The following is a 23,722-nucleotide window of genomic DNA, read 5'->3' as shown; positions in this document are numbered from 1 at the left end:
AAGAAGCACGGCGATCTAATACAGAGAGCAGTTGCCTAAGCGCTGCAATGAGTACGCCGGTCGGTCAATGCTGAAAGACCGAAAAAGGCGAACCTCATGGACGTCACCATCACAGCCCATGAAGCGGCCCACACAGGAGACCGAACCTGCACAGGTTCAAGTCCTATGCGGACGACGGTGCTAATAGCTTCCGCGAAGGTTATGTCATTCTCCGTACAGCTCGCGTCCTCGCGCACGCATTTCCAGTCTTACGGGCCTAGACGCTGTAATGCAGGCAATCGTTGCTGCCCTTCCCCGCCAACTACGATACGCTTATTGGCGAACGGTTCGGCGATACGTGAGTGCCCGGTGTCAGCTGCTACGAACGCGACGACATACATCGCGCTGGTTGCACGACTCACTCAATGTCGTCCGCGTAACAACGTGCCGCCGCTTCGAGCATACGCTGCTTCTCCGCCTTGACGTAGATCGAGGTGATTTGCACGACCTGCGCGACGGCGCGTCAGCGCCTGCTCGAAACATATTGGCGAACCCATATGGAAGAATTTTGACTCACTATGCTCCACGCAAAATTTTGGTGAGCCGCTTCTGACGTCAGAAGTTTTCCCGGCAAAGTCGGCCGTTCCATCTAATTCCTGAGCCATCGAGCCGGTCTCGGGCAGACTGAATCGGGAAGCCAGGTTCGCAGAGCTTCGAAACACCGGGCACTCGGAATGCGGTATGTCAGATGTTGCGCGGGTGCATCGCTACCGTGACTCTTCAAATCGCTGGCGACGCCGCAACTGCCCGACGCAAGTCGACGTGGAAAACAGGGTTGAATAATAGGAACAGTTTTGCGCCCGCGTTGACAGCAATGAACACAAAGTAAGTCGCCAAGCTTTTGCGAGGCGAAGCTAGCTCCTGCCAGCGCGCCATTTGTGGAACCTGAGCATGCTATTGTCGCTTGAAGCTGCTGATCTCATGCATGGCACCCCAGCTCCCGGTCCGTTTTCCCGCGAGGGATGGATCTTTGAAGTCAAGTACTTATGCGCACCCTCTCGGGTGTTGCGTTTCATCGTCCGTTTGGTGGCTGGTCTTTGCGTGAGCCGTTGCGTTTCATCTCGTGGTCCCTGTTGCTTTTGAACTCACGTGTCCTTATATCTAAGAAGAGGTGTCGCGCTCGGTTGTGTTGCGTTTCGAGTAGTTGGCCCTGGCACTAAGCGGATCGGAGCACCAGGGCACCATCTACCAAATCGACAATTAACGGATCACACTGCGCGATGTAGTTTTCGTCATGTGATGTGAATAAGACGACACCATTTTCCGCCACAGTTCGAAGGAACTCTGTTACAAGGGAAAGCGAATGCTCGTCTAAACCGTTACTTGGTTCGTCGGCTACGATAATGCTCGGGTCACCGATCGAAGCTGCAGCAATCATCAACTTTCGTTTTGTGCCAAATGATAGATCTTTTATCTTTGTATTCAAATGCTCCAACAGCAAAAAACGATCTAACAATCGGAGAGATGTCGCTCCCACGGAGCAGCACTTTATTTGTGCAACGAGATCTAAGAATTGCTTTCCGGAGAGGAAGTCATATACCGGACAGCTGTCGGGAATGTACGCCAACTTCCGCTTTGCAACGGTCGCACGCGTTCGAAGATTGATGCCGTGGAGCAAAACTTCACCTGAGTCTGACTCGCAGACCCCAGCGATAACCTTTATAAGAGTCGACTTTCCGACACCGTTCTTGCCCTTCACGCAATGCAGGCCTTCCGAGAATTCGAAAGAAATGTCCCGCAATACCTGTTTTCCACGAAAAGACTTGAAGATATGAGATAACGTGATCACTGGTAATATTCCTAAATTGCGCACTGGATAGCAATCCATGCACCGGAAATCAGTATGCCGACCACTTGACGTTGGTGTACGTAGTGGACGAGGGGGTAGCGGAGCACGGCTAGTAAAAAAGGAATACTGATCATGGCCCCAAGTTCCCGTGCGCCTTCAAGACGCCAATCTACATGGGGAAGCACCACTAGTAGCGAAACCGCTAACAAGGGCACTGTGGCGACCGAAACCGCAACGATATCGCCAACTACCTGAGTACGGCTCGAAAATGGTAGCGAATCCATATAGCTCTTACTCTTTTCGTGCTCGCGGGACAGCCCTCGAAAACATCCTGCCATCAACAGCGCCACAGCGGCGTAAGCGACTAGAAGAAGTCCATATGTTTTTCCGTCGAATTGCCATATGAACATCAGAGCAAGTGCGCAAGTGACGAGAACAGTAGTTACCACAAGACGCCCTAAGGTCGCAGTCTTGTCTTTTGCGAACAAAATCACCAATGACAGAGTAGTGTACGTCCGCAGCGATAATTGCTTGGACCTGGCGCTGAATGAAGGTGACTGGCTACCCATCCGTAAAGCGGATACCCATGACTGGTATGATCGGCGAGGTGCTAAAAAGAGAGAAAAACCACAAAGCATTAGCGAAATAACCCAACACCAATTCATTTCGCCGAAAAACTCTACGCTGATTAACAGAGATATGACAGAACACGCCGCGCCGAGTAAGCTTGGCCAGCTTTCTTCGATGAAAGCTACTTGTGCGGCAAGCATTGTGCCCGCCCAACCAGCAACGTTCCCAAGATAGGCCGATTCTCCGATTCGACGTGGCGCAACGAAAACTGCTGCGAGATATATAAGAAACAGGGGTGTGCTACTCACTGCAACAATAAGTGTATTTATAATGCGTTCGCGAAGTTGAGGCGCGGGCAAGGACTGAGCGTACTTTGCGAACTCTCCTCCCGAAATGGCGGCACGCTGGGCGCCAGTGCAGATTAGGCTGGCAACAACCAACCCAAGCAGGCAATACATTCTTGATTCGATACAACCTGATCCGTCTGCGAGCAAAGATATTGGCTTAGCTAGCCACTCTCTTTGTTCGCCCGTTGGTATCAACTCTGGCGAACAAACGGCCGCGACGAGAAGCACGATCTTCCAGTGCCCGCTCAGCAAGCCCTTGGTTTCTCGCAAATAATAACGAAGTCGTATGCCAAGCATGATCTTTTGTAATCAATTAGGGTTAGACCTTAGTCATAGATGTCCCGCCGAGTTTGCTGGGTCGCCATGTTTTTCAAGAAGTTTGAACGCATGTTCGGGGCGAACGAAGAATCCTGTTATGGCTTGTCTTGGCCTACTTGCTTGAGCGCTTACCCCCGAGATGCTATGCGGCACGCCAGCTCGAACTAAGACCATTCTGTTTGGCAAGGGCGTCAGAAATACGCCTTGTTCTAATCGAGTGATATCTTGTTGCGAAAATAGAAAATGCCCACCCCAATCTGCCTTCCACTCGCTATGAAAATACATTGAAAATGCGCATGCATAGTGCACTTCGTCCGTATGAAACATTAATCCTCCGGCTGCACCGTAGTCGAAACGACTCGCCATAATGGCGATCCAGTCTTTGTTGAATGTTCCAGCAATTCCGGTACGAACCGCTATATCGCGGGCCGCATCGATTACGTGATCTATCCTTGTGTCAGTTGGATAAAGCTCAATCCCCGAAAATGGGGAAGACGGTTTATTGTGCGGTCCAACCCAGATAATGACGCGAGATTGAGATGGATTGTTATATGTGTTTTTTGTCCAAATACCATAGGTTCGCTCGATCGACGGAGAGATTGATTGTGGGGCTTCCAACTGCTTAACTAGTAGAGAAAAGTCGGGCTGTTCGAGAACGTTGTCCACACACACCACGGAATTGTCTAGATAGCTTGAAAAGAATGTCATCGCTATTCGGCCGCCATCTTTTTGGAACGAAGATCAGGCAAGGCGTCGAAGAGATCGGAGCGTTGCTGCTTTATTGAGTTAAACATTGGCCGGGCATTTGAAGCGCCCGCCTTATGTCCGCCAATTTGAAACGCGGTGCGACGAGCAATATACTTTGACAATGGGACGGCCAAGTCTCCAGCAAGCATTTGTACGCGCGCGGCGTCGCTCATCGCCAAGTACCACCAAGAAGCTGCCTCTACTGTAGGTCCAACAGTTAAAAAGCCATGGTTCGCAAGGATTATGGCCTTTCGGTGCCCCAGCGTGTCGGCGACCAACCGTCCGTAGCCCGAATCGGCAGCCACTCCATCGAACGTATTTAGCAATACATGATCTTCATAGAAAGCACACGCATCCTGGGTGACGGGAGCCAATTCCTTTCGGAGGCTTGAAAAGGCCTTTCCATACGGACAATGAACATGGACGATAGAGTTCACGTCTCTCCGCCGTTCATAAATGTGCGCGTGGAGTTCTATACCAGAGTCGTTCACGCTTCCGCGACCGCACAGCGGCTCACCGGACAACAAGACGGGCCGGAGGTCCGATAAACGCACATCGCCAAACGGGATTTCTAGCGGGTTCATCCAAAAAATATCGGTATGCTCGGGATCGCGCGCGGTTATGTGGCCCGATAGGCCGTATGAAAAACCGAAACCATTGAATATCTGTAACGCACACACAACTGCCTGGAGCGTTTCAGCTCGAGAGTCGTTCAGTGATATAAGGTTTGTAGCAGTTATTTGCATGGTTGGACGTCATCGATGACGCATTACAGTTCTCAGAATTTTCCGCGGGCCGTAATAGGACCTGACTCGGGGCTCGTGCCAAGATGTTCAGCGGGAGGTGTCGGATCGCCATTGCATTGGCGACATTTCCTTTGATCTCGGGCCGCGGAATTGTCGAATACAGTCGCCCCAGTAGGTCAGCAGGCCACACACCGGTTTTGGTTTAAAGCCAACGATAGCTGTAACTCGCTGTTGTACGTCAGGATGATCGAGGCATGGACCAGGCACGTTGGGAAGTACGTGATGCTCAAGGTGATACGTTCCAGAGCGGAAAATCAGGCGCTCGTACCACATGGCCACTCGATATGTCCGCGATGCGAATTTGTCATTCGCACTACCGTATTCCAAACCGTAGTGAGCAGTGTTCTGAAATGCTCCCCAATATAACGTGAAGAGGCTCTTACATACGAGAAATTTCCACCCACCAAGTACGAATAGCAGCAGCGTGTAGAGTGCGGTGCTGAGCTGGATAGCCCAATAAGATGGGTTGTCGTGGCAGCTTTTGGGGAAGCTTCGGGGAAGTAGATGGAACCGGCTGTTAAACAAGTAAAGGTAACCCACGAGTTCATGCGTTATGCAAGCTTGCCCCAGAAGCGACGCGTAATAAAATAGCCTGCCGCGTGTGCCACTTCGCGAATAATCGCCATCGAGTACCAGTAGTCCGTCTCTTTTAGTCCGTCCATAACGATGGTGCGCCATATGTGACCAACGCAGAAAAATGAAGTTGTGACCAAAATTCGCAAACCCGATGGCCCCCAACAACAAGTTCGCGGTCACATGCCGTCCCTCAGCTGGATAGAGTGTCCCGTGAACTGCTTCATGGGTACCATGATGCACACATATCATTGCGATAAGTGTCATTGGGATAAAGTAGCTTGGCAAAAACATCGACGCGGGGATGACGCAGCAAGCGATACAGTACATCGCGAAGTAGCCGATTGGGGGCTTGAGCGCGACTCGAATAGACGAAGCCATTGATGCTCTCACAAGTTGAGTCAGTGTTCGGCTTTGATCTGCAGGAGGCTTTCCAAATGCTCTGCTGCAACGCTCACCCGCCGTTGTATGGCAGACCGGAAAAGCTGGTGATTTGCTTCTTTCAAGTTTGTGGCGATGTCCGTTAGGCCTGAGATGACTTCGGAAAGACCTTGCTCATACATGCCGCCGAGCAGAATAGCCTCTTCAAACCGTTCCAACGAATGAGGCTCGGTGATCGCCGAGCGACATTTACGCAAGAAGGGCGTCCAATTTGCAGAGGCGAAGTCGTCGCGCCAGTCCACGATATCGTCAGCGAACTGGGTAAGAAAAAGAAATCTTTTAATGGTAGCTTCGACGTGCTCATCCAACGCACCCCGAGCGCTCGCAGCGAGCGCCTGCGCTAAAAACAAGAATGCATTAGATCTTCCCCACATATGGAAGAACTCTCGCTTCTCACAGTATTCAACATCTTTCGATGAACGGTAGCAATTTTCCTCGCTCAATGCTTTTTGGGCGTCTGCAAGCGCAACCGTAAATTGATTTACGACGAGTATCGATACGGTCTCGTCAAAATTTCGGACAAAGCGATGTAATCGAATTGTGGCCATGACTGCCAATCGTGCGATATCAGAAACGGAACCGTACCCGGGGCTATCGGAGGCGGGCGCTTTTTGGGTGTCAAAAGAAGCATCGATTGAGTAGTACATGGCGGACATATACGTATATGTTGCAGCCAATTCCTCAAATTCGCTGTGCGAGATATGCGGGTGCAAGAATGCTGCCAACATGCGAACGTGATGCACGAAGGCAGGAACTCCATCAGCACAACCCGTGCAGACGTTAATTATTGATTTTTCTGATTCACCAAAATCCCTTTGTATCCATTTTTTCATCATACTTAAATCTGATGCTGCTTGTTCTGTCGCAGAAATCCTAATCACGGCGGCGGGAGTATGTGCGTTCACGTTCTATAACATGAATTAATTTAAAATGCAGCTGCGGCCAATGCGTGGGTTAAGAAGGGCCATGGCCTAGACCACGGCCCTTAGGTCTAATTCACGGCCTCACCTTAGCCCGGGCCATATGCCGGAGTGATGCACGAGAGCAGCGGTTTGCCTTCTTTGGTTCTCAGTTTCTCCAGCAAGGCCTCACGGCGCTCGCGCTCGGTATGATGAGATTTCAATTCGTCGACATCTGATGTGCAGTCGTCTGAAACCAGACCGACTTCCGATTGCACTTTCAACATTGCTAACCTCCAGATAATGCAACAAAAAACCACTCATTCGCTACAAGATGCGAACTTCATGGACAGAAAAATAGAGGTCTCCTAGCGCAAACGCCTTTGACTGGGTTAAGTACTCCATCGCTACCGAGCTACTAGTGAACTCGCTCAACGAGTTAAGATCGGAAAACAATAAGCGAATTTCAAAAGCTTCGCTGGCGCCCGCGCCAGTGGTAAACTGAACTTCGAGAAGACCGCAAGTTCGTGACCCGTGCCTAGAATGCCAGTCGTCAGCGAGACGAAAGAGTTTTGGCCAATTGTTTGAATCGGAATATCCGCAAATAATCTGGGCGTACATATGATTTTGCCTAAGTCACTTTCGCACATAGTGAATGGCGCTGGCGTCAATGTATATCTGCTCGCACAATTCAATCTACAGCTGTTCAGTTGATATCGCAGACGTTTAAAGCGATCGATTTAGTATTGTCATACTTTGCGAACTCAGGCGATTGCTGATATGCAAGGAACGATTCCGTTACATTTGCGGCAGTTATCGCAACGACGTAAGCACAATCGATACGGAAATAAAACCTCGGACGGACAATGGCACCCAGCATCTAGCTTGAATTACACGTTGACGCCTTATATTCGCGCTGCAGCGGCCCCGAAGCTAGCCAACAACTGTACATGCCTGGGCCCCAATTTACATGCTTGAGACGGCTTTATCGAGCCGCAACATTTTCAGTCGTCTTCGCTCTGTGCTACTTAACGCCTTCCGGCTTCTTTGTCGAATCAGCTGTAGCAGCGATCGACGTTCAATCCGCAACAGCCGAGATGGGCCAGCATGCTTTCGGCCTCGCCGTGAGGTACCCGAACATAAGCAAGCAGGGCCGATAATGCCTCGTTTATCCGTGATTGCCAGGCGAGCCTGCCATCAAACTTTTGACCTAGCTAACTTGCCCTTCGAGATATAGTCCTTCGGGCGCTGACGGTGGATACGCCAAGCGCTTCCAAGCGTTTGACGTTTTTGGAAAGTCGAGAAGCAAACTCGCGTCGTAGACAGGACAGGACGAAGGTACTTCTGCAGAGCATTCTTTACAAGGACCTCTGCGCGAGGATGAAGAGCGCACCTGCTGTTTACTCGCTGGGCGTCTGGCGCGCTTGTCTGACCGCGCGCAAAAGAATTGATGATTGCGGGACAGGCAATGGCCGCAACATTTTTTATGGGCTTCAATGGCTTCTCTTGATTGAATAGCAGCCGTACAAAGGTAAGATGCGGCAATTCAGATTGGAGTGAAGCAATAGTATGACGTATACCACTCCTCAAGCGCAACCTTCGACGTCGCGTAAGCGCGCAGAAATGGACGTCTGGAACTCTTTGATCTGAGCGTGCAGGCTATGTCCACTGTTTCGATGAAGTGACCCCCGAAAGTTGGACGGTGTGACAGCTATGCTGTTGCGAGCAGAGACCGGTATGCGACCGGGCTCACGCCTCCTAGCTTCATCTTGATACGTTTGTGATTGTAGTAGTGAATGTAGTTTTTCAGTCCGGCGTGGAGTTCATCAACGTCTCGAAACTTGTTTAGGTGGAAGAATTCTGACTTTAGTGTGCCAAAGAAGCTTTCCATCGCCGCGTTGTCGAGGCAATTGCCCCGGCGCGACATGCTTTGTTTGACAGAATGCTTGTCCAAAGCCTTCCGATAGACCGGCATTCGGTATTGCCAGCCTTGATCCGAGTGGAGTATGGGTCTGTCGTTCGGTCCGAGGCGCGCGAACGCTCTCTTGAGCATGGTCCCAACCATGTCGAACAGAGGTCGTCGGGCTATCTCGAAAGCGATAACCTCGGCGTTGTACAGGTCGAGAACGGGCGAGAGATACAGCTTCTCGCCACCGACATTGAACTCGGTGACGTCAGTTACCCATTTGTCGTTCGGACGCTTCGCATCGAATCGCCGTTCAAGAATGTTCGGTGCCGCAAGGCCCACCTCGCCTCTGAATGCACGGTACTTTTTCAACCGGACGTACGACTTCAGCCGAAGTTCACCCATCAGGCGCTGAATTGTCTTGTGGTTGATCTTGGTGCCTTCTTGCCGTATCACGGCAGTGATGCGGCGATAGCCATACCGCCCCTTATGCTCGTCAAAGATCGAGCGAATCCGGACCTTCAGGCTTGCATACTTGTCGGCAATCCCGAGCGCCTTCTTCTGATAGTAGAAGGTACTCCGTGCCAGGCCCGCCACCTTGAGCAAGCCAGCGAGTGGATATTGTTGCCTTAGTTCAAGCACGATTCGCGCTTTTACTGCTGCGCTTCTTGCTTCTTCGCTTGAACTAAGGCGTCGAGTTTTTTTAGGTATGCGTTCTCCATTCGAAGATGATCCAGTTCTGCCAGCAACTCTTTGCGGCTAGGGGAGCTGCCATCATATGACTTCGGCTGAGGCTTTTTAGTTGACGGCTTTTTCATTCTTGGGCGGCGCACGGAAGCGTACGGCGACAAGCCGGCCATGCCGCCTTCGTCGTATGCGTGTTCCCAGTTGCCAATGATGTTGAAATTTCGGATATCAAAGAGGGCTGCAACTTGGCGGTAGGACAATTCGTCATCTCGCATACGTTGCAAAACCGATAGCTTGAATTCTAAGCTATAGGTAGCTCTACGCTTCTCCTGCACACCTTCAGCGCCATGTACGCGGTAAAGCGCTGCCCATCTACGCAGCGATTCTACGTTGATGCCATGACGTCGCGCGACGACCTTGAGCCCGTGATGGCCAGCGCAATAATCCTTAACGGCAGCGAGCTTCGCTTGTTCTGTATATTTTCCCAAGACATTCCCCAAAGATAGGTGCAACCTTCGGGGGTCAGTTCATCGAATCAGTGGACACCTTTCATGACAGAAGAGCACTCAGGAACGACCGGGTTGAAGGTCGTCAACGTTGGTCGGGACGGCAAGCGCAGATATGACCGGCAAACGAAACAGAAGTTGGTGGAAGCGTGTCTTGAGCCGAGCGCTTCGGTCGCCGGACTCGCACTCAAGCATGGCGTCAACGCCAACTTGCTGCGCAAGTGGATCAAGCTGCATCAGCAGCGACTGGCTGGCACGTCCCTAAAGCCGACGCCGACTGGCACAGCTTTCGTTCCAGTAGTCGAAGTCGAAAGTCACGAAGCGGTGGTTGCGCCCGCATCCACGAAGGCACACCGCCACACCCCCCGCAGCAAGGACGTCGTCGCCCCCTTCGGCGCGGTTGATGGTGCAGATGCCCAACGGCGTCACACTCCGGTTTGAATGCACCGACAATGATGCGCCGTTGCTATCGGCCATGATCGAGACGCTTGGACGGTGCGATGTTCCGCCTGGACGATGAACTGAAAGTCTATGTGCATCGTGACGCCGTTGACTTCCGCAAGAGCATCAACGGTCTCGCAGCCATCGTCGAGCAGTCAATGAAGCTCGATCCATTCGCGCGTGCGGTTTATGTGTTCAGCAATCAGCGGCGCGACCGCATCAAGATGCTGCTGTGGGACCGTAACGGCTTCTGGCTTCTCATGAAACGCCTCGAGCAGGACCGCTTCGTATGGCCGCGCAAGGAAGCGGTGCTCATGCTGCGAACAGAGCAACTTCACTGGCTACTGGAGGGCATCGACATCGAAGCGATGCGCGCGCATCCGAGGCGTTATTATCAGCGCGTGACCTGAAACGAGAACCGGCATCGCTGGTCTAATTCAGCGATGCCGCCATCATCCTCTTCTTCTACCGACGAACTGCAGGCGCTGCGCGCAGAACTCGCTGCCATGAAAGGCGAGTTGCGTGTGGTGACAGTCGAACGCGATTTGTTGCGCGAGAGACTTAAGGCCTATCAGCGGCAGTTGTTTGCTTCCAGGAGCGAAGTGCGCGGTGCTGAGCAACGCGACCTCTTCCTGAACGAAGCAGAAGCGCTCGCAACGGGATGCGAGCCGGCGCAACAGGCCGAAACTGAACAAAGCGTCGAAGTCGGCGCGCATGAACGCAAGAAGCGTGGGCGCAAACCGTTAGACCCGATGCTGCCTCGCGAGGTCGTGCGCCATGAGTTGCCCGAATCAGAACGCGTCTGCGCACACGACGGCCACGCACTGGTCGAGATCGGCGCTGAGATCAGCGAGCAACTCGATATCGTGCCGCAGCAGGTTCGCGTCATTCAGCACCAGCGAATCAAATACGCATGCCCTTGCTGCGACCTTAGCATCAAGGTGACGCCGGCACCTTCGCGCATCATCCCAAAGGGCTTACTCACTGAATCAGCGCTTGCATGGGTGGTTGTGAGTAAGTTTGCTGACGCGCTGCCGCTGTACCGGATCGCCGCGTTGCTGCACCGTTTCGGTGGCGATCTCTCACGCGGCACGCTGGCAGCAAGCGTAGTGCGCGTCGGCATGGCGGTGCAGCCGCTGATTAACCTGATGCGCGACCACCTGCTCGAGGCCGACATCGTTTACGGCGATGAAACGACGGTGCAGGTACTAAAAGAGCCGGGCCGTGCTGCACAACGCAAGAGCTACATGTGGGCGCAGATGAACGGTACCGGACCACCAGTGCGAATGTTCAACTACAGTCCCACGCGCAGCGCGGCGCAGGCCGCCGTGCTCTATGCAGGCATCAAACCCGGAGCGGTATTGATGAGCGACGGCTACGAGCCGTACAACGAAATCGCCCGAACAAACCAGCTGGTGCACCTTGGATGTTGGGCGCACGCGCGACGTTACCTGATTGAGGCGGAAGAGAACCTCCCTAAGGTACAGCGCGGCGGCAATCATCCGGTAAGCGAATTCATTCGCCTGATCGGCCAGCTGTTTGCCGTTGAGGCACGATCCGAACACATGACGCCGGAGCAGCGCCAGCAACTCAGACAGGCCAGAAGTCAGCCAGTTCTTGATCAGATCGAGGCGCTGCTATCGCGTCATCTGAACACGGTGTTGCCGCAAAGCGGCTTCGGCAAAGCGCTTCAATATCTGCGAGGCCAATGGCCCAAGCTGGTTCGCTACGTCGGCAACGGAGCGTGGCCCATCTCGAACAATCCGTGTGAGAACGCGATCAGACCGTTTACGGTTGGACGCCGGAACTGGCTCTTTAGTGACAGCGTCGCCGGCGCAAACGCCGCCGCCAACCTGTATTCGCTCGTGCAAACCTGCAAAGCCAACAGCATTGAGCCGTATCAATACCTCATCGCGTTGTTCAAAAGTCTGCCGCACGCGAACACCGCCGACGACTACGAGGCTTTGCTGCCCTGGCGACTGAATCCAACCATAGCCTGACGTATGTCGCATGGCAATGCGCAAGGGACGCCGTCTAATGCGCGCTTACGACGTCGCAACGCCGCGGGCCTGCACGCAGCCTCACGCTGCCCGATTGTTCGGTAAGCTTGATGCTTATTCCAGTCGCGTGCGTTTGTTGCCACCACACCCCGCTCAAGCAGATATCAGCGACTAGTGACACCGGGATGTTTTCTCGAAGAAACGCGCATGCCCCCCGTATCGAGTAGGCGTATTTCAGACGTGATTCTCGCGGGACTCTGGGGGCTGTGGTTGCGAAAACTCAAGGACCACCGCGTTCGCCGGAACGGCGTCGAGTTCTATCACCGTGTCAGAAATTTCCTTGTATTCCTTCCAGAAGCGCTCCAGCGCACCGATGCCGCCCGCGAGCTGGACGGCACGGATCAACGCGGCATGCGCCGCCACCATACGCCTGAGTTTTAGCTGAAGCGCCTGAGTCTCCGGCGTTTGATGTACGCCGACATGCTTTACCGCGGCGGGTGGTCCTGATGGCGATACGAACCCAGCTGCGATGGACCGGGCGTGCTGCTGCTGTTGACGCGCGGCCGTGATGAGCGCTATGCGCTCTTCGTTACGTGTAAAGGCCGACGCATTTTTCAGCTCGGGATGCCGTCGCGCAACCTCCCGGACGGTGACATCGACGTTACCGGACAGCAGTTGCTCAAGTACCTTTTTCAACCCGGCGTGGTTCGGGTCCTGAAGTCGTCTCATGCGAATAAATCCTTCTGGTTGCGATCGGCGTAATCGTCGCCCTCCGGAAAGACAGCCCAGTCCGGCTCGGAATCGAGCGCTGCTTGCACGCCCCGGATCAGCCGTTCAGCGTGCGTAATCTGGTTCTTTCGGCCTATGGTGCGCGCCGACTTTGCCTCGGCAGCGGCGCGCATTTCCACAAGGCGCCCGCGCAAGGTTTCCAAGGTGACGCGATGCTCGGGTAAGCCACTCGCGGCGAAATGCCGGCATCCGTCGAAGCACTTGAGATGTCTCGCGCACGGATTCATGGAAAAGCTGTTGGTGCAGAATCCATAGGGCGTCACGTGAAAGCCGTCTGAGTTCGCGGCCAGATACGCAAACGCAGCCTCATCCCCATGTTCTCCTTGGATTCGCTTAAACGACTGTCCAAGATGACTGGAAGCGGCGACGCCGCTCACCACCATTTTGGCCACCATCGCCTGCGTACTTCCTGGTGGAGCAAATGAGTTGCAAACGGCAGGGAGCTGAACAAACTTCAGCTTCTCTGCAAGGCTGCGATGGTCATACTCATAACTTTGCGCGACAGTGACGCGACCGAACTGGTGGGTGATCGCTGTATCAGGCACATCCTGACGAAAGAGTTCCGTATTCATGAGATGACGCAAGGCGTGTGGTTGAACGGAAAATTCCTTCGTCTGCGGAGACCGGCCGTACTTTCTGAAGAACGACAATGAGCCGTTGCCTGTGGCCCGCCCAAGCGACATGTAAACGCGAGGTGAGAGGGGCGTGCTGATCGCGGTGTCGGATGCGAGCGACTTTTGCAGCGGAAATTGGAAAACGCCACCCAGCGTCAGGAACAGTCTGTGCCACGTGCCGACCGTCCGGCCGGTGGAGGTCCGGAATGTTCGGATATCCGAGCACGGATAGATTTCGAGTCTTGACGACTGCGATTTCAGAAGCGCGCGAAGCGGCGCCGTCACAATCAACGTTTCGCTGACGGTGGCTTCGACCATGGCTTCAAACTTCGACGGCACGTAGTAATACTTCTCGACGAGCAGATCGGGAGCCCCGTTCCGCTGCTTTTCCGCGTAATAGCGCAGGCGCAGCGATCGACCGACACCACCGACATCGGCGACGTTTCTTCCGGTCACGACGTCGATGTGTTCATCCCAGACGAGGCAGTCATCCGGCAGGGTTAGTACCTCCGTGATGCGGAGGCCCGTAAGGATGACGAGCTTAAGGATCGCGAAAAACACGCCATCGTTGAACGACGTGGGTGTCTCCTGGAAGACTATACGTGTTAGTTCGAACAGCGCATCCTTGTCCGGCAACTTGTGTGCGCTCGCGCGCGCATGGAGATCTGGCAACAGTTCAATGTCCGTGGGCGTCACCAATTCCGGTTGAACCGGGCAATTCACCGATAGCAAGTTTTCGTCGATGATTCTGGCGACGACGGAAAAGTCGCGCTTCGCCTTCGCGCTCCACGGTTTCAGTGAGAGCACCGCCTCGAAATGCTCGCGCGAAAGTTCAAACGGTGGCACGACAGTGCAGGACAACAGGCGCCTGGCCGCCTTCGCAATGATCTGGGTACTGTCCGCGGTGCGGCCTCTCAGGCAGAGGCTGGCAATTGTCGCCTTGATGAAGTCCTGAGCGACTTCGGGAAGCACAGAACCCGACGGCAGGCGCGCTTTCGGCCATTGCGCGTTGATTGCCATCTCACGCACCTGGTCATCAATTCCGAACCCGACTGTTCCCGGGGAATGCCGGTCGTGGCTATTGTTCAGCTTTCGCAGGTCCCAGTCGCGGCTGTCAAGAGGAGTGCCGTTATCATCCAGCGGAATGTGCCATGACAGCCCTTTCGCTTCGACGGCCTGCCGCATGTTATCGACGAATAGCCGAAACGGTTCGGGGCGAAGAGGGGTTCGGGTTGAAAGTGCGGTCACCATCACTTTTCTTTCCCCGTCGGAAGCCGTTCGATGGCATCTAGCGCGTGCTGGGCACCGGACAGTGCGCGGCTGAGTTGACGATAGGCGGGATTCTCGTGCTGAACCCCATTTGCCAGATACACCCGGACTTGCTGACGCATGCCTTCGATTGCCTCCCTGTGCGGGACCGTATCGAGCGACGGCATGAATTTGCTACATCCATAGCATGATGTCACAGGGTTGTAGCTGCACTGACTTTGTCCCGCCCGACACAATCCGATGCCGGCGACGAGAGTCTCACCGACAATGCCGCCGATCTGCTGGTCTTCGTCTGCTGTAAGCATCTCTTCTAGCGTCACATATTCCTTACGGGCGATGCGGTGGATAGTCTTGTAAAGCCTGGAAGCGCCGAGCGCCGAGTTGATGAGCGCCGACTGCTGCAAACTGGCGCGAACATAGACGCGGGCGGAGTGCGTGCGTACGTGTCCCAGAAATTGTTGAATGCTCTTGCGCGAGTGTCCGGCATCGGCCAATGCCTGCGCGCCTGTATGTCGCAGTTGCGGTGCCGTGCAACCCAGAACCACGTTCGACAACTTGCAAAGAGCCTTTGCGCGAAACCAGAGTGTCGAGGAATTCGAGGACTCGAAGAGCCGGGATCGACCCGAACGCACGGCAGATGCATGAAGTCGCTCGACGATGGGAACCCACTCAGGTTTGACCTGGCGAAGTATCTCTAATTCTCTACCGTCCCTCTGCTTCGCAGCATGGAACGAGACAACGCACGCCAACTCGTTCGAGGCGTCCATGAAGAACCGGACATGTTCAAGATTCAGGCATAGGACCTGCACCGGGCGCACGCCGTGCTGGTAGATGAGCGCCAGCGCGGCCGCGCCTTCGAGATGCATGGAGGAAAGATTTGTATTTGTGACAGCCGCGTCCAGCACGTTGACTATGTCCGCCTGGAGTCCGGCGCTAACGATCATCTGGCGCCCCTCGATGAGGCCCGTCCGCCTGGCAACGCTCGCGTTCGCACGTGTAGCCATGCTGCTGACCAACGGCAACGTCCTGCTGCTCCAGTGACCGACATTGGCCTTGCACGCGAGCTTAAGAACCTTTTTGTTCAGTTCGGCCAGAGCCCTCGTGGTCACATGGACATCCCATGCGCTTCTTAGTTTCTCCGGATGCGTAAGGAGAAGTGCGGAGACGGTATTCCACGCCTGCACAAGCATGCGTCCGGTCTGATGTAGTGTGTTTGGACTTGCCCGCCCGCTGGTCAACAGAGCAAACCTTCTTTGAAGTGAACCGATTTCTCCGGTCGCAAAGACGATTGTTTCTGGATGGCCCTTGTAACTAAACGTCCACGTTTCGTCGTCTGCGCGTATCGCGTAGCTGGTATCGGTGTACTTGTCATAGATTGACAGCGCTACCGGTGCAATAGGCCACGTCCAGTCGAGAATCGAACGACCTTCGTCCGTATCGGCGAGAGTCGTGGTGCGGTCGACCGCCTGAGCTGATGATGGTTTCATGAAGGAAGTCCGCGAAGCAAGCGGACCCTGGCGTCGAAAAGCTGATTCCATGTACGGAGTAAATCTTCCTGAATTGCAGCGCGCGCATAATGTCCGGGCATCGTCGATCTGTCAGACCAACCGAAAAAGGCGCGCATTCGTTGGAACGTCAACTCCCGATCCGGCTCGTGTGCCATGAACACGGCGTATCGGGCCGTGGCACAGGTGTGTCTCAGGTCGTGCGGAGATATCCTTTCCTTGCCACCCGTGCGCTCAATGAACTGCGTCAATGCTTCCAAAGGGATAGCCTTTGATAGACGCTCAAAAATTTTGTTGATGGACTCAGCGGAGAGTGGGGCGCCACTGACCGCAGTAAAGAGGAATCCATGTTCGGCCGCAGCGTATCGATATGTCGATACGTACCGTTCTATAAGAATAGCGAGGTCTTCCGATACTGGTACCTGACGATGTGAATGATCGGTCTTCATGCCAGGCGCGCTGGAGCGCGGGTCGTATTCAGCTGTCGTTGTCACATCCAGCCAGTAAGCAGTTTCGCGTGTCTCAATGTCGACATCTGCTCTGAGTGAGCTGGTTTCAAGCAGCATCAACTCGCCCCGGCGCAACCCCGCGAGCAGTAAGAGGTTGACAATCAGCCAGTTTCTTTCTTGAACCGGCGCCCCCCGAAACGGATTAAGTTCGGAAGATGGCCTGGCAGCGTTGAGCAGATCAACCAGCGTGCTGGCGGGAATCGCCCGGATGAACTTGATTCGACCGCGGCGAGGTTGTCGAATTTTTCCCATCGCCCATAGGGCTGAGGACAGGGAACTCCACGCCCGACTAGATGGTGCGCGCTGCCGTGCGAGGCGCTGGACGAAATAGCGCACGCAGTCCCAGCGCTGCACGATTGTTGTTGTGTAGTCCGGGGACGATGTGATTTCCAGGTAGAAGGCTTCAACCAGTTGCCGGGTGCGTTCAGCGTCGCGGTGACTGATAGCTGAATCAAACGAGTCGAGCCCAAATCGGTCGTCACAGTGCGTATTCCGGCGAACGTGATCACGCATTTCGGCGGATGGTGATCACGGATTCCGAATGATCGTGATCACCCGTTCCGGTTGATCGTGATCGCTGATCAGAGCTTTCCGAAACGCGTGATCACGATGCCGGAATGAGCGATCACGGGACCGAAACGGGTGATCACGTAACCGGAACGTAATCCGGTTTTAAGTCTGGCGGTGGCGTTGCGCATGTATTCACCGGCGGCGTTAGCCTGCTCCCTTTTTTGCGGGAGAAGCGCTGATGCCGACACCTCGGATGAACATGCGCAAATTGAAGGAAGTCCTGCGACTGAAGTGGGCGTGTGGCCTGACGCATCGGCAGATCAGCCGGGCCATCGGCATCAGCGTCGGGGCCGTGTCGAAGTTCGCAGCCCAGGCCAGCCAAGCGGGACTCGACTGGGCCGCAGCCGAAGCGCTGTCCGACGATGAACTGAACGCGCGCCTGAGGCCTGAGGGAACCGATGTCACAGCGACGGCGTCGCGACGCATCGAGCCGGACTACACGGCATTGCATCGCGAGCTGCGCCGCAAGGGCGTGACGCTGCAACTGCTGTGGGAAGAATATGCTGAAGCGAACCCCGGCCAGCGGACCTACCGCTACACGCAGTTCTGCCAGAAGTACAAGGACTGGGCGAAGTCGATCAAACGCTCAATGCGCCAGCAGCACCGCGCCGGCGAGAAGCTGTTCGCCGACTTCGCGGGCCCCACCGTGCCAATCCTCGCGCGCGCCGGCGGCGTCGAGTTCGAGGCGCACGTGTTCGTTGCCGTGCTCGGCGCATCGAACTACACGTTCGCGTGCGCGACGCGCACCGAGACGATGGCGGACTGGATCGGCAGCCTGTGCGATGCGCTGGAGTTCATCGGCGGCGTGCCCGAGCTGCTCGTGCCCGACAACCCGAAGGCGCTGATCGCGCGGCCCGACCGTTATGAGCCCGGACTCGGCACGACCACGCAGGACTTCGTGAACCACTACGGCACGGCGATGCTGCCGGCGCGTCCGCGCAAACCGCAGGACAAGGCCAAGGTCGAAGTCGGCGTGCAGATCGTCGAGCGCTGGGTGCTGGCCCGGCTGCGCCACTATCGCTTCTACAGTCTGGCCGAACTCAACAAGGCCATTGCAGAACTGATCGCCGACCTGAACCAGCGCCCGTTCAAGCGGCTCGAAGGCAACCGTCGTGAATGGTTCGAACGGCTGGACCAGCCCATACTGCGCCCGTTGCCCGTGCGCCGCTACGAGATCGCCACCTTCCAGAAGTGCCGGGTGAACATCGATTACCACGTCGATGTCGGCGGCCACTATTACAGCGTCCCGCACAGCCTCGCACGGCAGGAAGTCTGGGCACGCGTCACACGCCACGGCGTCGAGATCCTGCATGGCGGCAAGCGCGTCGCTGCGCACGCACGCTCGCGCCTCAAAGGCCAACACACGACCATCGCCGAACACCTGCCGGCCGCGCATCGCGCGCACATGGAATGGACTCCGGGCCGCTTGCTCAACTGGGGCGCATCCGTCGGCCCCGGCGCCGAGGCTGTTGTGCGGCATCTGCTGACCAACAAACCCCATCCCGAGATGGGCTATCGCGCCTGTCTCGGTCTGCTCTCGCTCGCGCGCAAGTACGGCAAACACCGCCTCGAAGCCGCTTGCCAGCGCGCATTGAAGATCGGCTCGCCCACGCGCCGCTCCGTGCTGTCGATCCTGGAAGCGGGGCTTGACCTGCAGCCCTCGCTCCCGATCACGCTCACCGAATGGCGCTCGCCCGAGCACGAGAACGTGCGCGGTCCCGACTACTATCACTGACCCAAAGGAGTTCACGATGTTGATACAGCACACCCTTACCCAACTAAAGGCGCTCAAACTGGACGGCATGGCCCGCGCGTTCGAGGAGCAGTCGACGCTCACGGCCAGCACCAGCCTGTCGTTCGAGGAGCGCGTGGGCATGCTCGTAGATCGGGAGCTCGCCTGGCGTGATACGCGGCGACTCGAACGTTTGCTGCGCGCGGCGAAGCTCAAGAACCCACAGGCCTGCGTCGAGGACATTGAATACCGGCAAAGTCGCGGGCTGGACCAGCGCATCGTCGCCACGCTCGCCGGCTGCGACTGGGTGCGCAATGCGCAGAACCTGATCCTGACCGGCCCCACGGGCGCGGGCAAGACTTGGCTCGCATGCGCGTTCGGCCAGCAAGCGTGCCGTCAGGGCTTCTCGGTGTTCTATGTGCGCGTCGCGCGGCTGTTCGAAGAACTGAAGATCGCGCACGGCGACGGCAGCTTCACACGTCGGCTCGCGCAACTCGCGAAGATCGATGTGCTGATCCTCGACGATTGGGGCCTGCAGGATCTCGACCAGGCCGCGCGCAACGATCTGCTCGAAGTTCTTGATGATCGTGTCGGTACACGTTCGGCTGTGATCACCAGCCAGTTGCCACTCGAGCACTGGCATGCGTGGCTGCAGGACCCCACGCTCGCCGATGCGATTCTCGACCGGCTCGTGCATCAGGCTCACAAGGTTCCGGTCAAGGGCGATTCGATGAGAAAGAAAACGAAATCCGAGTCCGCTGACGCCTGATCGTGATCACTGTCGCTATAATCCATTGACCGCGCAACACCACCTTCCAGACTGATCACGTTCACCGAAACGGCTGATCACCATCGCCGAAATCCGCAGTCACAGAACGAGTAAAAGGCGTCAATGTGTCGAAGCTTGATCTTGCGAGTGTTTTTGGCGAGGGCATGGCCCTGAATGGTCAGTGACCAGGCTGTCGCCCAGAAGCGGGGAAACATACGCTCGGGGTCTACGATGACGAAGTCGGGTAACGCCTCTGTGTGTACTATCATCAAGTGCAACGCTTGGGAGGTGCAGAATATGTGTATCGGCAACAGATGAGGCGGCTTGAATGGCAACAGTGCAGAAGGTGCACATAGAAATACGACGGCTATCGGGCGCTGGTGCGGAAGGTAGGCAGCTCAGTTGATTTGATCTCGCGCAATGGTAAGTCCCTTAACGAACATTTCCCCGAAGTCGTTGCCGCGGTTAAGGATATTCCTGGTAGCTTCTCTTGGGACGCGGAGCTGACCGTCGATGACGGCACCGGTCGCACCTCCTTAGAACGCCTTCAACGGCGGACGCGAAGCCGCCATCCAATGAGCCTACATGCGGCCGCTACGGAGGATCCGGCCCGGATCTACGTTTTCGACATGCTCGCTTGGGGCCACCACGACATGCGACGCATGCGGCTTTTTGATAGAAAAGCGATGCTGCGCGAGAGCTTTGCAGACACGATGGTCATCGTGTACGTTGATGGCATCGAGGAGCAAGGCGAGCTGGCATTCGAGCGCGCAGCGCGATTCAACCTCGAAGGGGTTATGGCGAAACGGCTCAAAGCGCCGTATTCGGCCGACTACACCCGTGACTGGCTCAAGGTCAAAAATCCGAACTACGGCCGTGCGACGGCGCCAATAAATTGACGACCGGCATCCGCAGAAATTGAGAACGAAGCTAGCGGAGCGTTGCCCGCGCGTTTCCATCGACGATCGTTGCCATAGAAAACGCCCACGGAACTAACCGCGGGCGTTCGTTCGCCCGAGAAACATAGGCAATTAGGGCTTTTGCGCGTCGTCGTCGGCGTCCCTCAGATCTACCTTGGCCTCACCCGCGTCTTTGCGAACATCACCTGCTGCTTGTTGTGCGTCGCCCTTCGCTTCCTGCGCAGGATCATCCGTCATCTTCCCGACGCCCTCGTTAATCTTGCCTTTGACCTTCTCCCCCACGCCTTTTACCTGGTCTTCGTTCATGGTCACGCTCCTTGTCGCCTGCACCATGCGGGCATCTAGTCCACGCAAAGGGAGTGCCTCCTCGTTTTCGACGCAATCAAGAGCTGGCTTATCTTGCTACCCCTCATATCTACTGGTTAAATCCGCGGCGTTCGTTCGCGGAACTGCTCTCGCAATTGATTTTGGGCACGCGCAATGTGGTCAAGCATGTCCGCTTGGTCGGCCCGGCTGGTCGGTGCGTCGAACGTGAGCGCGAAGAAACCTATGACTATGCCGCGGGCGGCACCCAGTTGCTCACGAGCAACGTTCGGGTATTTCGTCAGATTGTTTGCTTCACCAATGTAGCGATTTACCGCCACCCATGTCCGCTCGCAAAGGGTCTCGTAGGTATATTGCATGTGAAAGTTATTAAACAGATCGGATTTCGCGAGCATCGGTCGATTGCCAGGCGAGCACAGTGCTTTGTGCCTCGCTTCGAATAACATCGGACTTGAATACGCGGAATTTCTTATAACGCGAGGCCTCACATCTGAGTAACTACCTGCGACCCCGGGTGCTCCCCAAGTCTGCCGCTTTTCGGCTTTTCCCTGCATCAAGCCCAGTGTGCAAGCACCGGCCCGGCGCTTTTAAAGGCTAGGCGTCGTCATCCGCGTAGTACCGTGCCGCCGCCTCAAGCATGCGCCGCTTCTCTGCTTTGACGTAGATGGACGTGGTCTGGAGTGACGCATGCCCAAGGATCGACTGAACAACGTCCGTCGGCATATCTCGCGCGACGGCGCGTGTACCGAATGTATGGCGAAACGCATGCGCCGATGTGTTGACCAGTTGCACCAAGTCCTCGGTGCTCATCTCGCTCAGCGACGCAGGATCCGCACGCAGCTCAACCACCAGTCGTCGGACGGCCATGCGTACAAGCCTCCCGAGGGCGTCCGGCGTGTAGGCCACGTCGTCGTCAGTGGCATGCCGATTCTGAGCAGTGTTAGTTTCGGGAATCCAAAGTGGCGCAATCAGCGGCCCGTGGGCCTGACTATCAAAATTACGATCGCGGTCAGCCCAATGCGCGCGCAGCGCATCAAGCGTGGCGCTACTCACCGGCACGGTGCGTTGCTTGCGCCGTTTTCCGACGATCGTCAGGGTCCAGACGGTTCGCGCACGCGCGCCAGACGCCTCGCCCGATTGTTGTCGCGCGGACGTCGACACTTCGCTTCTGACGTCAGAAGGCCGCAGATCTTCCCGCCGGGCCTGAGCCGCTTCCACGCGACGCAGTCCCGAGTCGCCCATCAAGAGAATGGCCGCCTGCGCCGCACGCCACTGAGGCGCCGCTTCTTGCTCCACACGCGCCCGCGCCTGCTTGCTCAAATGCGCCCGTGCCTCCCCCGGCTCCGTTGGTGACGGCAGAATCGGAGCCGTGCAACGTTCATCGAGCAGCCGTCGTACGCGCGTCCAGAGATCGGCCGGTAACGCGCGGTGAACCTGAACGGCGGACTCGCGGACCACGGTCGCCGGTTCATGCACGGCGCTCCACGGATTGCCGGCGAGATAGCGCACCTCAACGAGCCAGGCGAACGCCGCACGAATCACGCGCACCGCATACGCTTGGCTGTCTTCAGACAGCCCCTCGGGCGCAAAGGGCCGCCAACGGCCGCTCGTTCGCGGACGCTTCGGTCCGGTAAAGGTGGCGATCGGCGCCTTTAAAAAATCCTTATAAGCCTCGCAGTCTTCGACGAGCAGTGAGGACAGCGGCTTTTGTCGAACCACCACGCTCCACAAAATGAGCCGCTCGAGCTCACGCGTATAGGCGCGCAAGGTCACCGGCCGATCGCGATACCGGTGCAGGTAGGCGTGCACGGCGGCCAGGTCGTGCTCGGCGCGGATGAAAGCGAAGCTGCTCGCGCGGTTGATGCCTCGATGCAGTGCGTGGCCGCCCGATAACTCGGCCGGCACGGCGAGCTGCTCGAAGGGCGCCAGACGGGGCACGGCCGGATCGCCGCCCACCACGATGGCGAGCGGCTCGCCCGCTGCGCGAAAGGTGACGTCAAGTGGCCTCGCATCGACGTCGTCGGCGACGCGTGCGCCGAGGCTTCGCTCATGCCGACGCAGCCATGCCACCAGCGTTGCCGCGCGCAAGGGTCCGATGCGCGGCACGGATCGCCACCAGCTGCCGCCGCGCGCGTTGCAATACTCGATCAGGGCGCCCAGCGTGGTGATTCCCTCGCCGATCAGCCGTCGCGCGATCAGCGGCCGGAACCACAGCTCGACCGGGTGAGCCAGCGTCGGCGTGGCCGCCGCCAGGGTCGACGCCTGCTCGACCATGCGCAGCGTCATGGCCGTAAGCCGCGCGCTGCCGTGTTGTTTGATCGAGGCTTTGAGGTGATCGGCGAGCACCGATGAGCCGTGTTTGAGCGCCAGACTCACCAGGTCATCACGCATTTGACGCAGATAGCGCTCGGTGGTCTCAGCGCTCGCCGCATGGGGTGAGCGTTCGACGTCGTAGTACAGCCGCGCGATGGTAGCCGCGGGCACGCGCTGCACGAACGCGCGCAGCGCCGTGAAATCGGTGCGGGTGTAGGTGCGCGGCGTGGGCAGCGTCAATTGTTGGGGTTGATTGGCCATCGATTTGTCGCGCGCGTGCTCCCGCAGGTGCTCACCTCATCCATAGAGCGTCGCCGCTCAACTTCCCCCGCCGTCCAA

Annotated in this window: 20 protein-coding genes and 1 pseudogene; 6 read left to right on the top strand and 15 right to left on the bottom strand. The window is 56.4% G+C overall.

What is annotated here, in order from left to right:
- Positions 1-1,195: 1,195 nt before the first annotated feature.
- The 8 genes from P9292_RS02210 to P9292_RS02180 form a co-directional block, all read right to left on the bottom strand.
- Positions 1,196-1,828, bottom strand: coding sequence for an ABC transporter ATP-binding protein (locus tag P9292_RS02210; RefSeq protein WP_309853145.1), 633 nt, complete (start codon positions 1,826-1,828; stop codon positions 1,196-1,198).
- An 11-nt stretch (positions 1,829-1,839) separates the two neighbouring features.
- Positions 1,840-3,042, bottom strand: coding sequence for a hypothetical protein (locus tag P9292_RS02205; RefSeq protein WP_309853147.1), 1,203 nt, complete (start codon positions 3,040-3,042; stop codon positions 1,840-1,842).
- Positions 3,043-3,075: 33 nt separating this feature from the next.
- Positions 3,076-3,771: a 2OG-Fe(II) oxygenase family protein gene (locus P9292_RS02200; RefSeq protein WP_309853149.1), complete on the bottom strand. Its 696-nt coding sequence runs from the start codon at positions 3,769-3,771 to the stop codon at positions 3,076-3,078.
- Positions 3,772-3,773: 2 nt separating this feature from the next.
- Complete coding sequence (locus P9292_RS02195; protein ID WP_309853151.1) at positions 3,774-4,556, bottom strand: class II aldolase/adducin family protein; 783 nt, start codon at positions 4,554-4,556, stop codon at positions 3,774-3,776.
- 87 nt (positions 4,557-4,643) lie between these two features.
- Entirely contained in the window at positions 4,644-5,456 is an 813-nt protein-coding gene (locus tag P9292_RS43085; protein WP_409015115.1) for a fatty acid desaturase, read from the bottom strand.
- A 134-nt stretch (positions 5,457-5,590) separates the two neighbouring features.
- On the bottom strand, positions 5,591-6,535 hold the full coding sequence (locus P9292_RS02190; protein ID WP_309853153.1) for a hypothetical protein: 945 nt from the start codon (positions 6,533-6,535) through the stop codon (positions 5,591-5,593).
- A gap of 104 nt (positions 6,536-6,639) precedes the next feature.
- Positions 6,640-6,816 (bottom strand): hypothetical protein, encoded by a 177-nt coding sequence (locus P9292_RS02185; RefSeq protein ID WP_309853155.1) that lies wholly within the window; start codon positions 6,814-6,816, stop codon positions 6,640-6,642.
- 1,424 nt (positions 6,817-8,240) lie between these two features.
- A protein-coding gene (locus tag P9292_RS02180) for an IS3 family transposase (protein WP_309957764.1) occupies positions 8,241-9,610 on the bottom strand; the annotation gives its coding sequence in 2 pieces (ribosomal slippage) (positions 8,241-9,133 and positions 9,133-9,610; 1,371 coding nt in all).
- A gap of 93 nt (positions 9,611-9,703) precedes the next feature.
- Here P9292_RS02180 and tnpA point away from each other — a divergent pair.
- From tnpA to tnpC, 3 genes are read left to right on the top strand one after another with little or no spacing between them, the layout of a single operon-like run.
- Positions 9,704-10,069, top strand: coding sequence for an IS66-like element accessory protein TnpA (tnpA, locus tag P9292_RS02175; RefSeq protein ID WP_309957900.1), 366 nt, complete (start codon positions 9,704-9,706; stop codon positions 10,067-10,069).
- A 59-nt stretch (positions 10,070-10,128) separates the two neighbouring features.
- Positions 10,129-10,479 carry an IS66 family insertion sequence element accessory protein TnpB gene (gene tnpB / locus P9292_RS02170; protein ID WP_012428381.1) on the top strand — a complete coding sequence of 117 codons (351 nt, stop codon included), beginning with the start codon at positions 10,129-10,131 and terminating at the stop codon, positions 10,477-10,479.
- 33 nt (positions 10,480-10,512) lie between these two features.
- The gene (gene tnpC, locus P9292_RS02165) at positions 10,513-12,069 is read left to right on the top strand and encodes an IS66 family transposase (protein ID WP_244832288.1); all 1,557 of its coding nucleotides are present in this window, start codon (positions 10,513-10,515) and stop codon (positions 12,067-12,069) included.
- 234 nt (positions 12,070-12,303) lie between these two features.
- On the opposite strand, the gene P9292_RS02160 is transcribed toward tnpC, so the two are convergent.
- Genes P9292_RS02160 through P9292_RS02145 form a run of 4 tightly spaced genes read right to left on the bottom strand, consistent with a single transcriptional unit; the run spans position 12,304 to position 17,268 of the window.
- Positions 12,304-12,798: a hypothetical protein gene (locus tag P9292_RS02160; RefSeq protein WP_309854367.1), complete on the bottom strand. Its 495-nt coding sequence runs from the start codon at positions 12,796-12,798 to the stop codon at positions 12,304-12,306.
- Complete coding sequence (locus P9292_RS02155; RefSeq protein ID WP_309854372.1) at positions 12,795-14,723, bottom strand: hypothetical protein; 1,929 nt, start codon at positions 14,721-14,723, stop codon at positions 12,795-12,797. Before P9292_RS02155 ends, P9292_RS02160 begins: the two co-directional genes overlap by 4 nt.
- Positions 14,723-16,228 carry a tyrosine-type recombinase/integrase gene (locus tag P9292_RS02150; protein ID WP_309854375.1) on the bottom strand — a complete coding sequence of 502 codons (1,506 nt, stop codon included), beginning with the start codon at positions 16,226-16,228 and terminating at the stop codon, positions 14,723-14,725. Before P9292_RS02150 ends, P9292_RS02155 begins: the two co-directional genes overlap by 1 nt.
- The gene (locus P9292_RS02145; RefSeq protein WP_309854378.1) at positions 16,225-17,268 is read right to left on the bottom strand and encodes a tyrosine-type recombinase/integrase; all 1,044 of its coding nucleotides are present in this window, start codon (positions 17,266-17,268) and stop codon (positions 16,225-16,227) included. Before P9292_RS02145 ends, P9292_RS02150 begins: the two co-directional genes overlap by 4 nt.
- 235 nt (positions 17,269-17,503) lie before the next feature.
- Here P9292_RS02145 and istA point away from each other — a divergent pair, with 235 nt between their 5' ends.
- The 3 genes and pseudogenes from istA to P9292_RS02130 all read left to right on the top strand — a co-directional run.
- Positions 17,504-19,060 carry an IS21 family transposase gene (gene istA / locus P9292_RS02140; RefSeq protein ID WP_309936416.1) on the top strand — a complete coding sequence of 519 codons (1,557 nt, stop codon included), beginning with the start codon at positions 17,504-17,506 and terminating at the stop codon, positions 19,058-19,060.
- A gap of 16 nt (positions 19,061-19,076) precedes the next feature.
- A complete protein-coding gene (istB, locus tag P9292_RS02135; RefSeq protein WP_309854625.1) occupies positions 19,077-19,826 on the top strand; it encodes an IS21-like element IS408 family helper ATPase IstB in 750 nt (249 codons plus the stop codon).
- Between the two features lie 368 nt (positions 19,827-20,194).
- Positions 20,195-20,725, top strand: a pseudogene (locus tag P9292_RS02130) (DNA ligase); the annotation flags it as partial.
- Positions 20,726-20,857: 132 nt separating this feature from the next.
- Here the strand turns inward: P9292_RS02130 and P9292_RS02125 are convergent.
- The 3 genes from P9292_RS02125 to P9292_RS02115 form a co-directional block, all read right to left on the bottom strand.
- Complete coding sequence (locus P9292_RS02125; protein ID WP_309854385.1) at positions 20,858-21,052, bottom strand: CsbD family protein; 195 nt, start codon at positions 21,050-21,052, stop codon at positions 20,858-20,860.
- Positions 21,053-21,168: 116 nt separating this feature from the next.
- On the bottom strand, positions 21,169-21,465 hold the full coding sequence (locus P9292_RS02120; RefSeq protein WP_309854383.1) for a hypothetical protein: 297 nt from the start codon (positions 21,463-21,465) through the stop codon (positions 21,169-21,171).
- A 199-nt stretch (positions 21,466-21,664) separates the two neighbouring features.
- Positions 21,665-23,644 (bottom strand): site-specific integrase, encoded by a 1,980-nt coding sequence (locus P9292_RS02115; protein ID WP_309957896.1) that lies wholly within the window; start codon positions 23,642-23,644, stop codon positions 21,665-21,667.
- Positions 23,645-23,722 lie beyond the last annotated feature (78 nt).

Source organism: Caballeronia sp. LZ001, assembly GCF_031450875.1.
In the GTDB taxonomy this organism is placed as follows: Bacteria; Pseudomonadota; Gammaproteobacteria; order Burkholderiales; family Burkholderiaceae; genus Caballeronia.
This window is presented reverse-complemented; position numbering and strand designations above follow the sequence as displayed.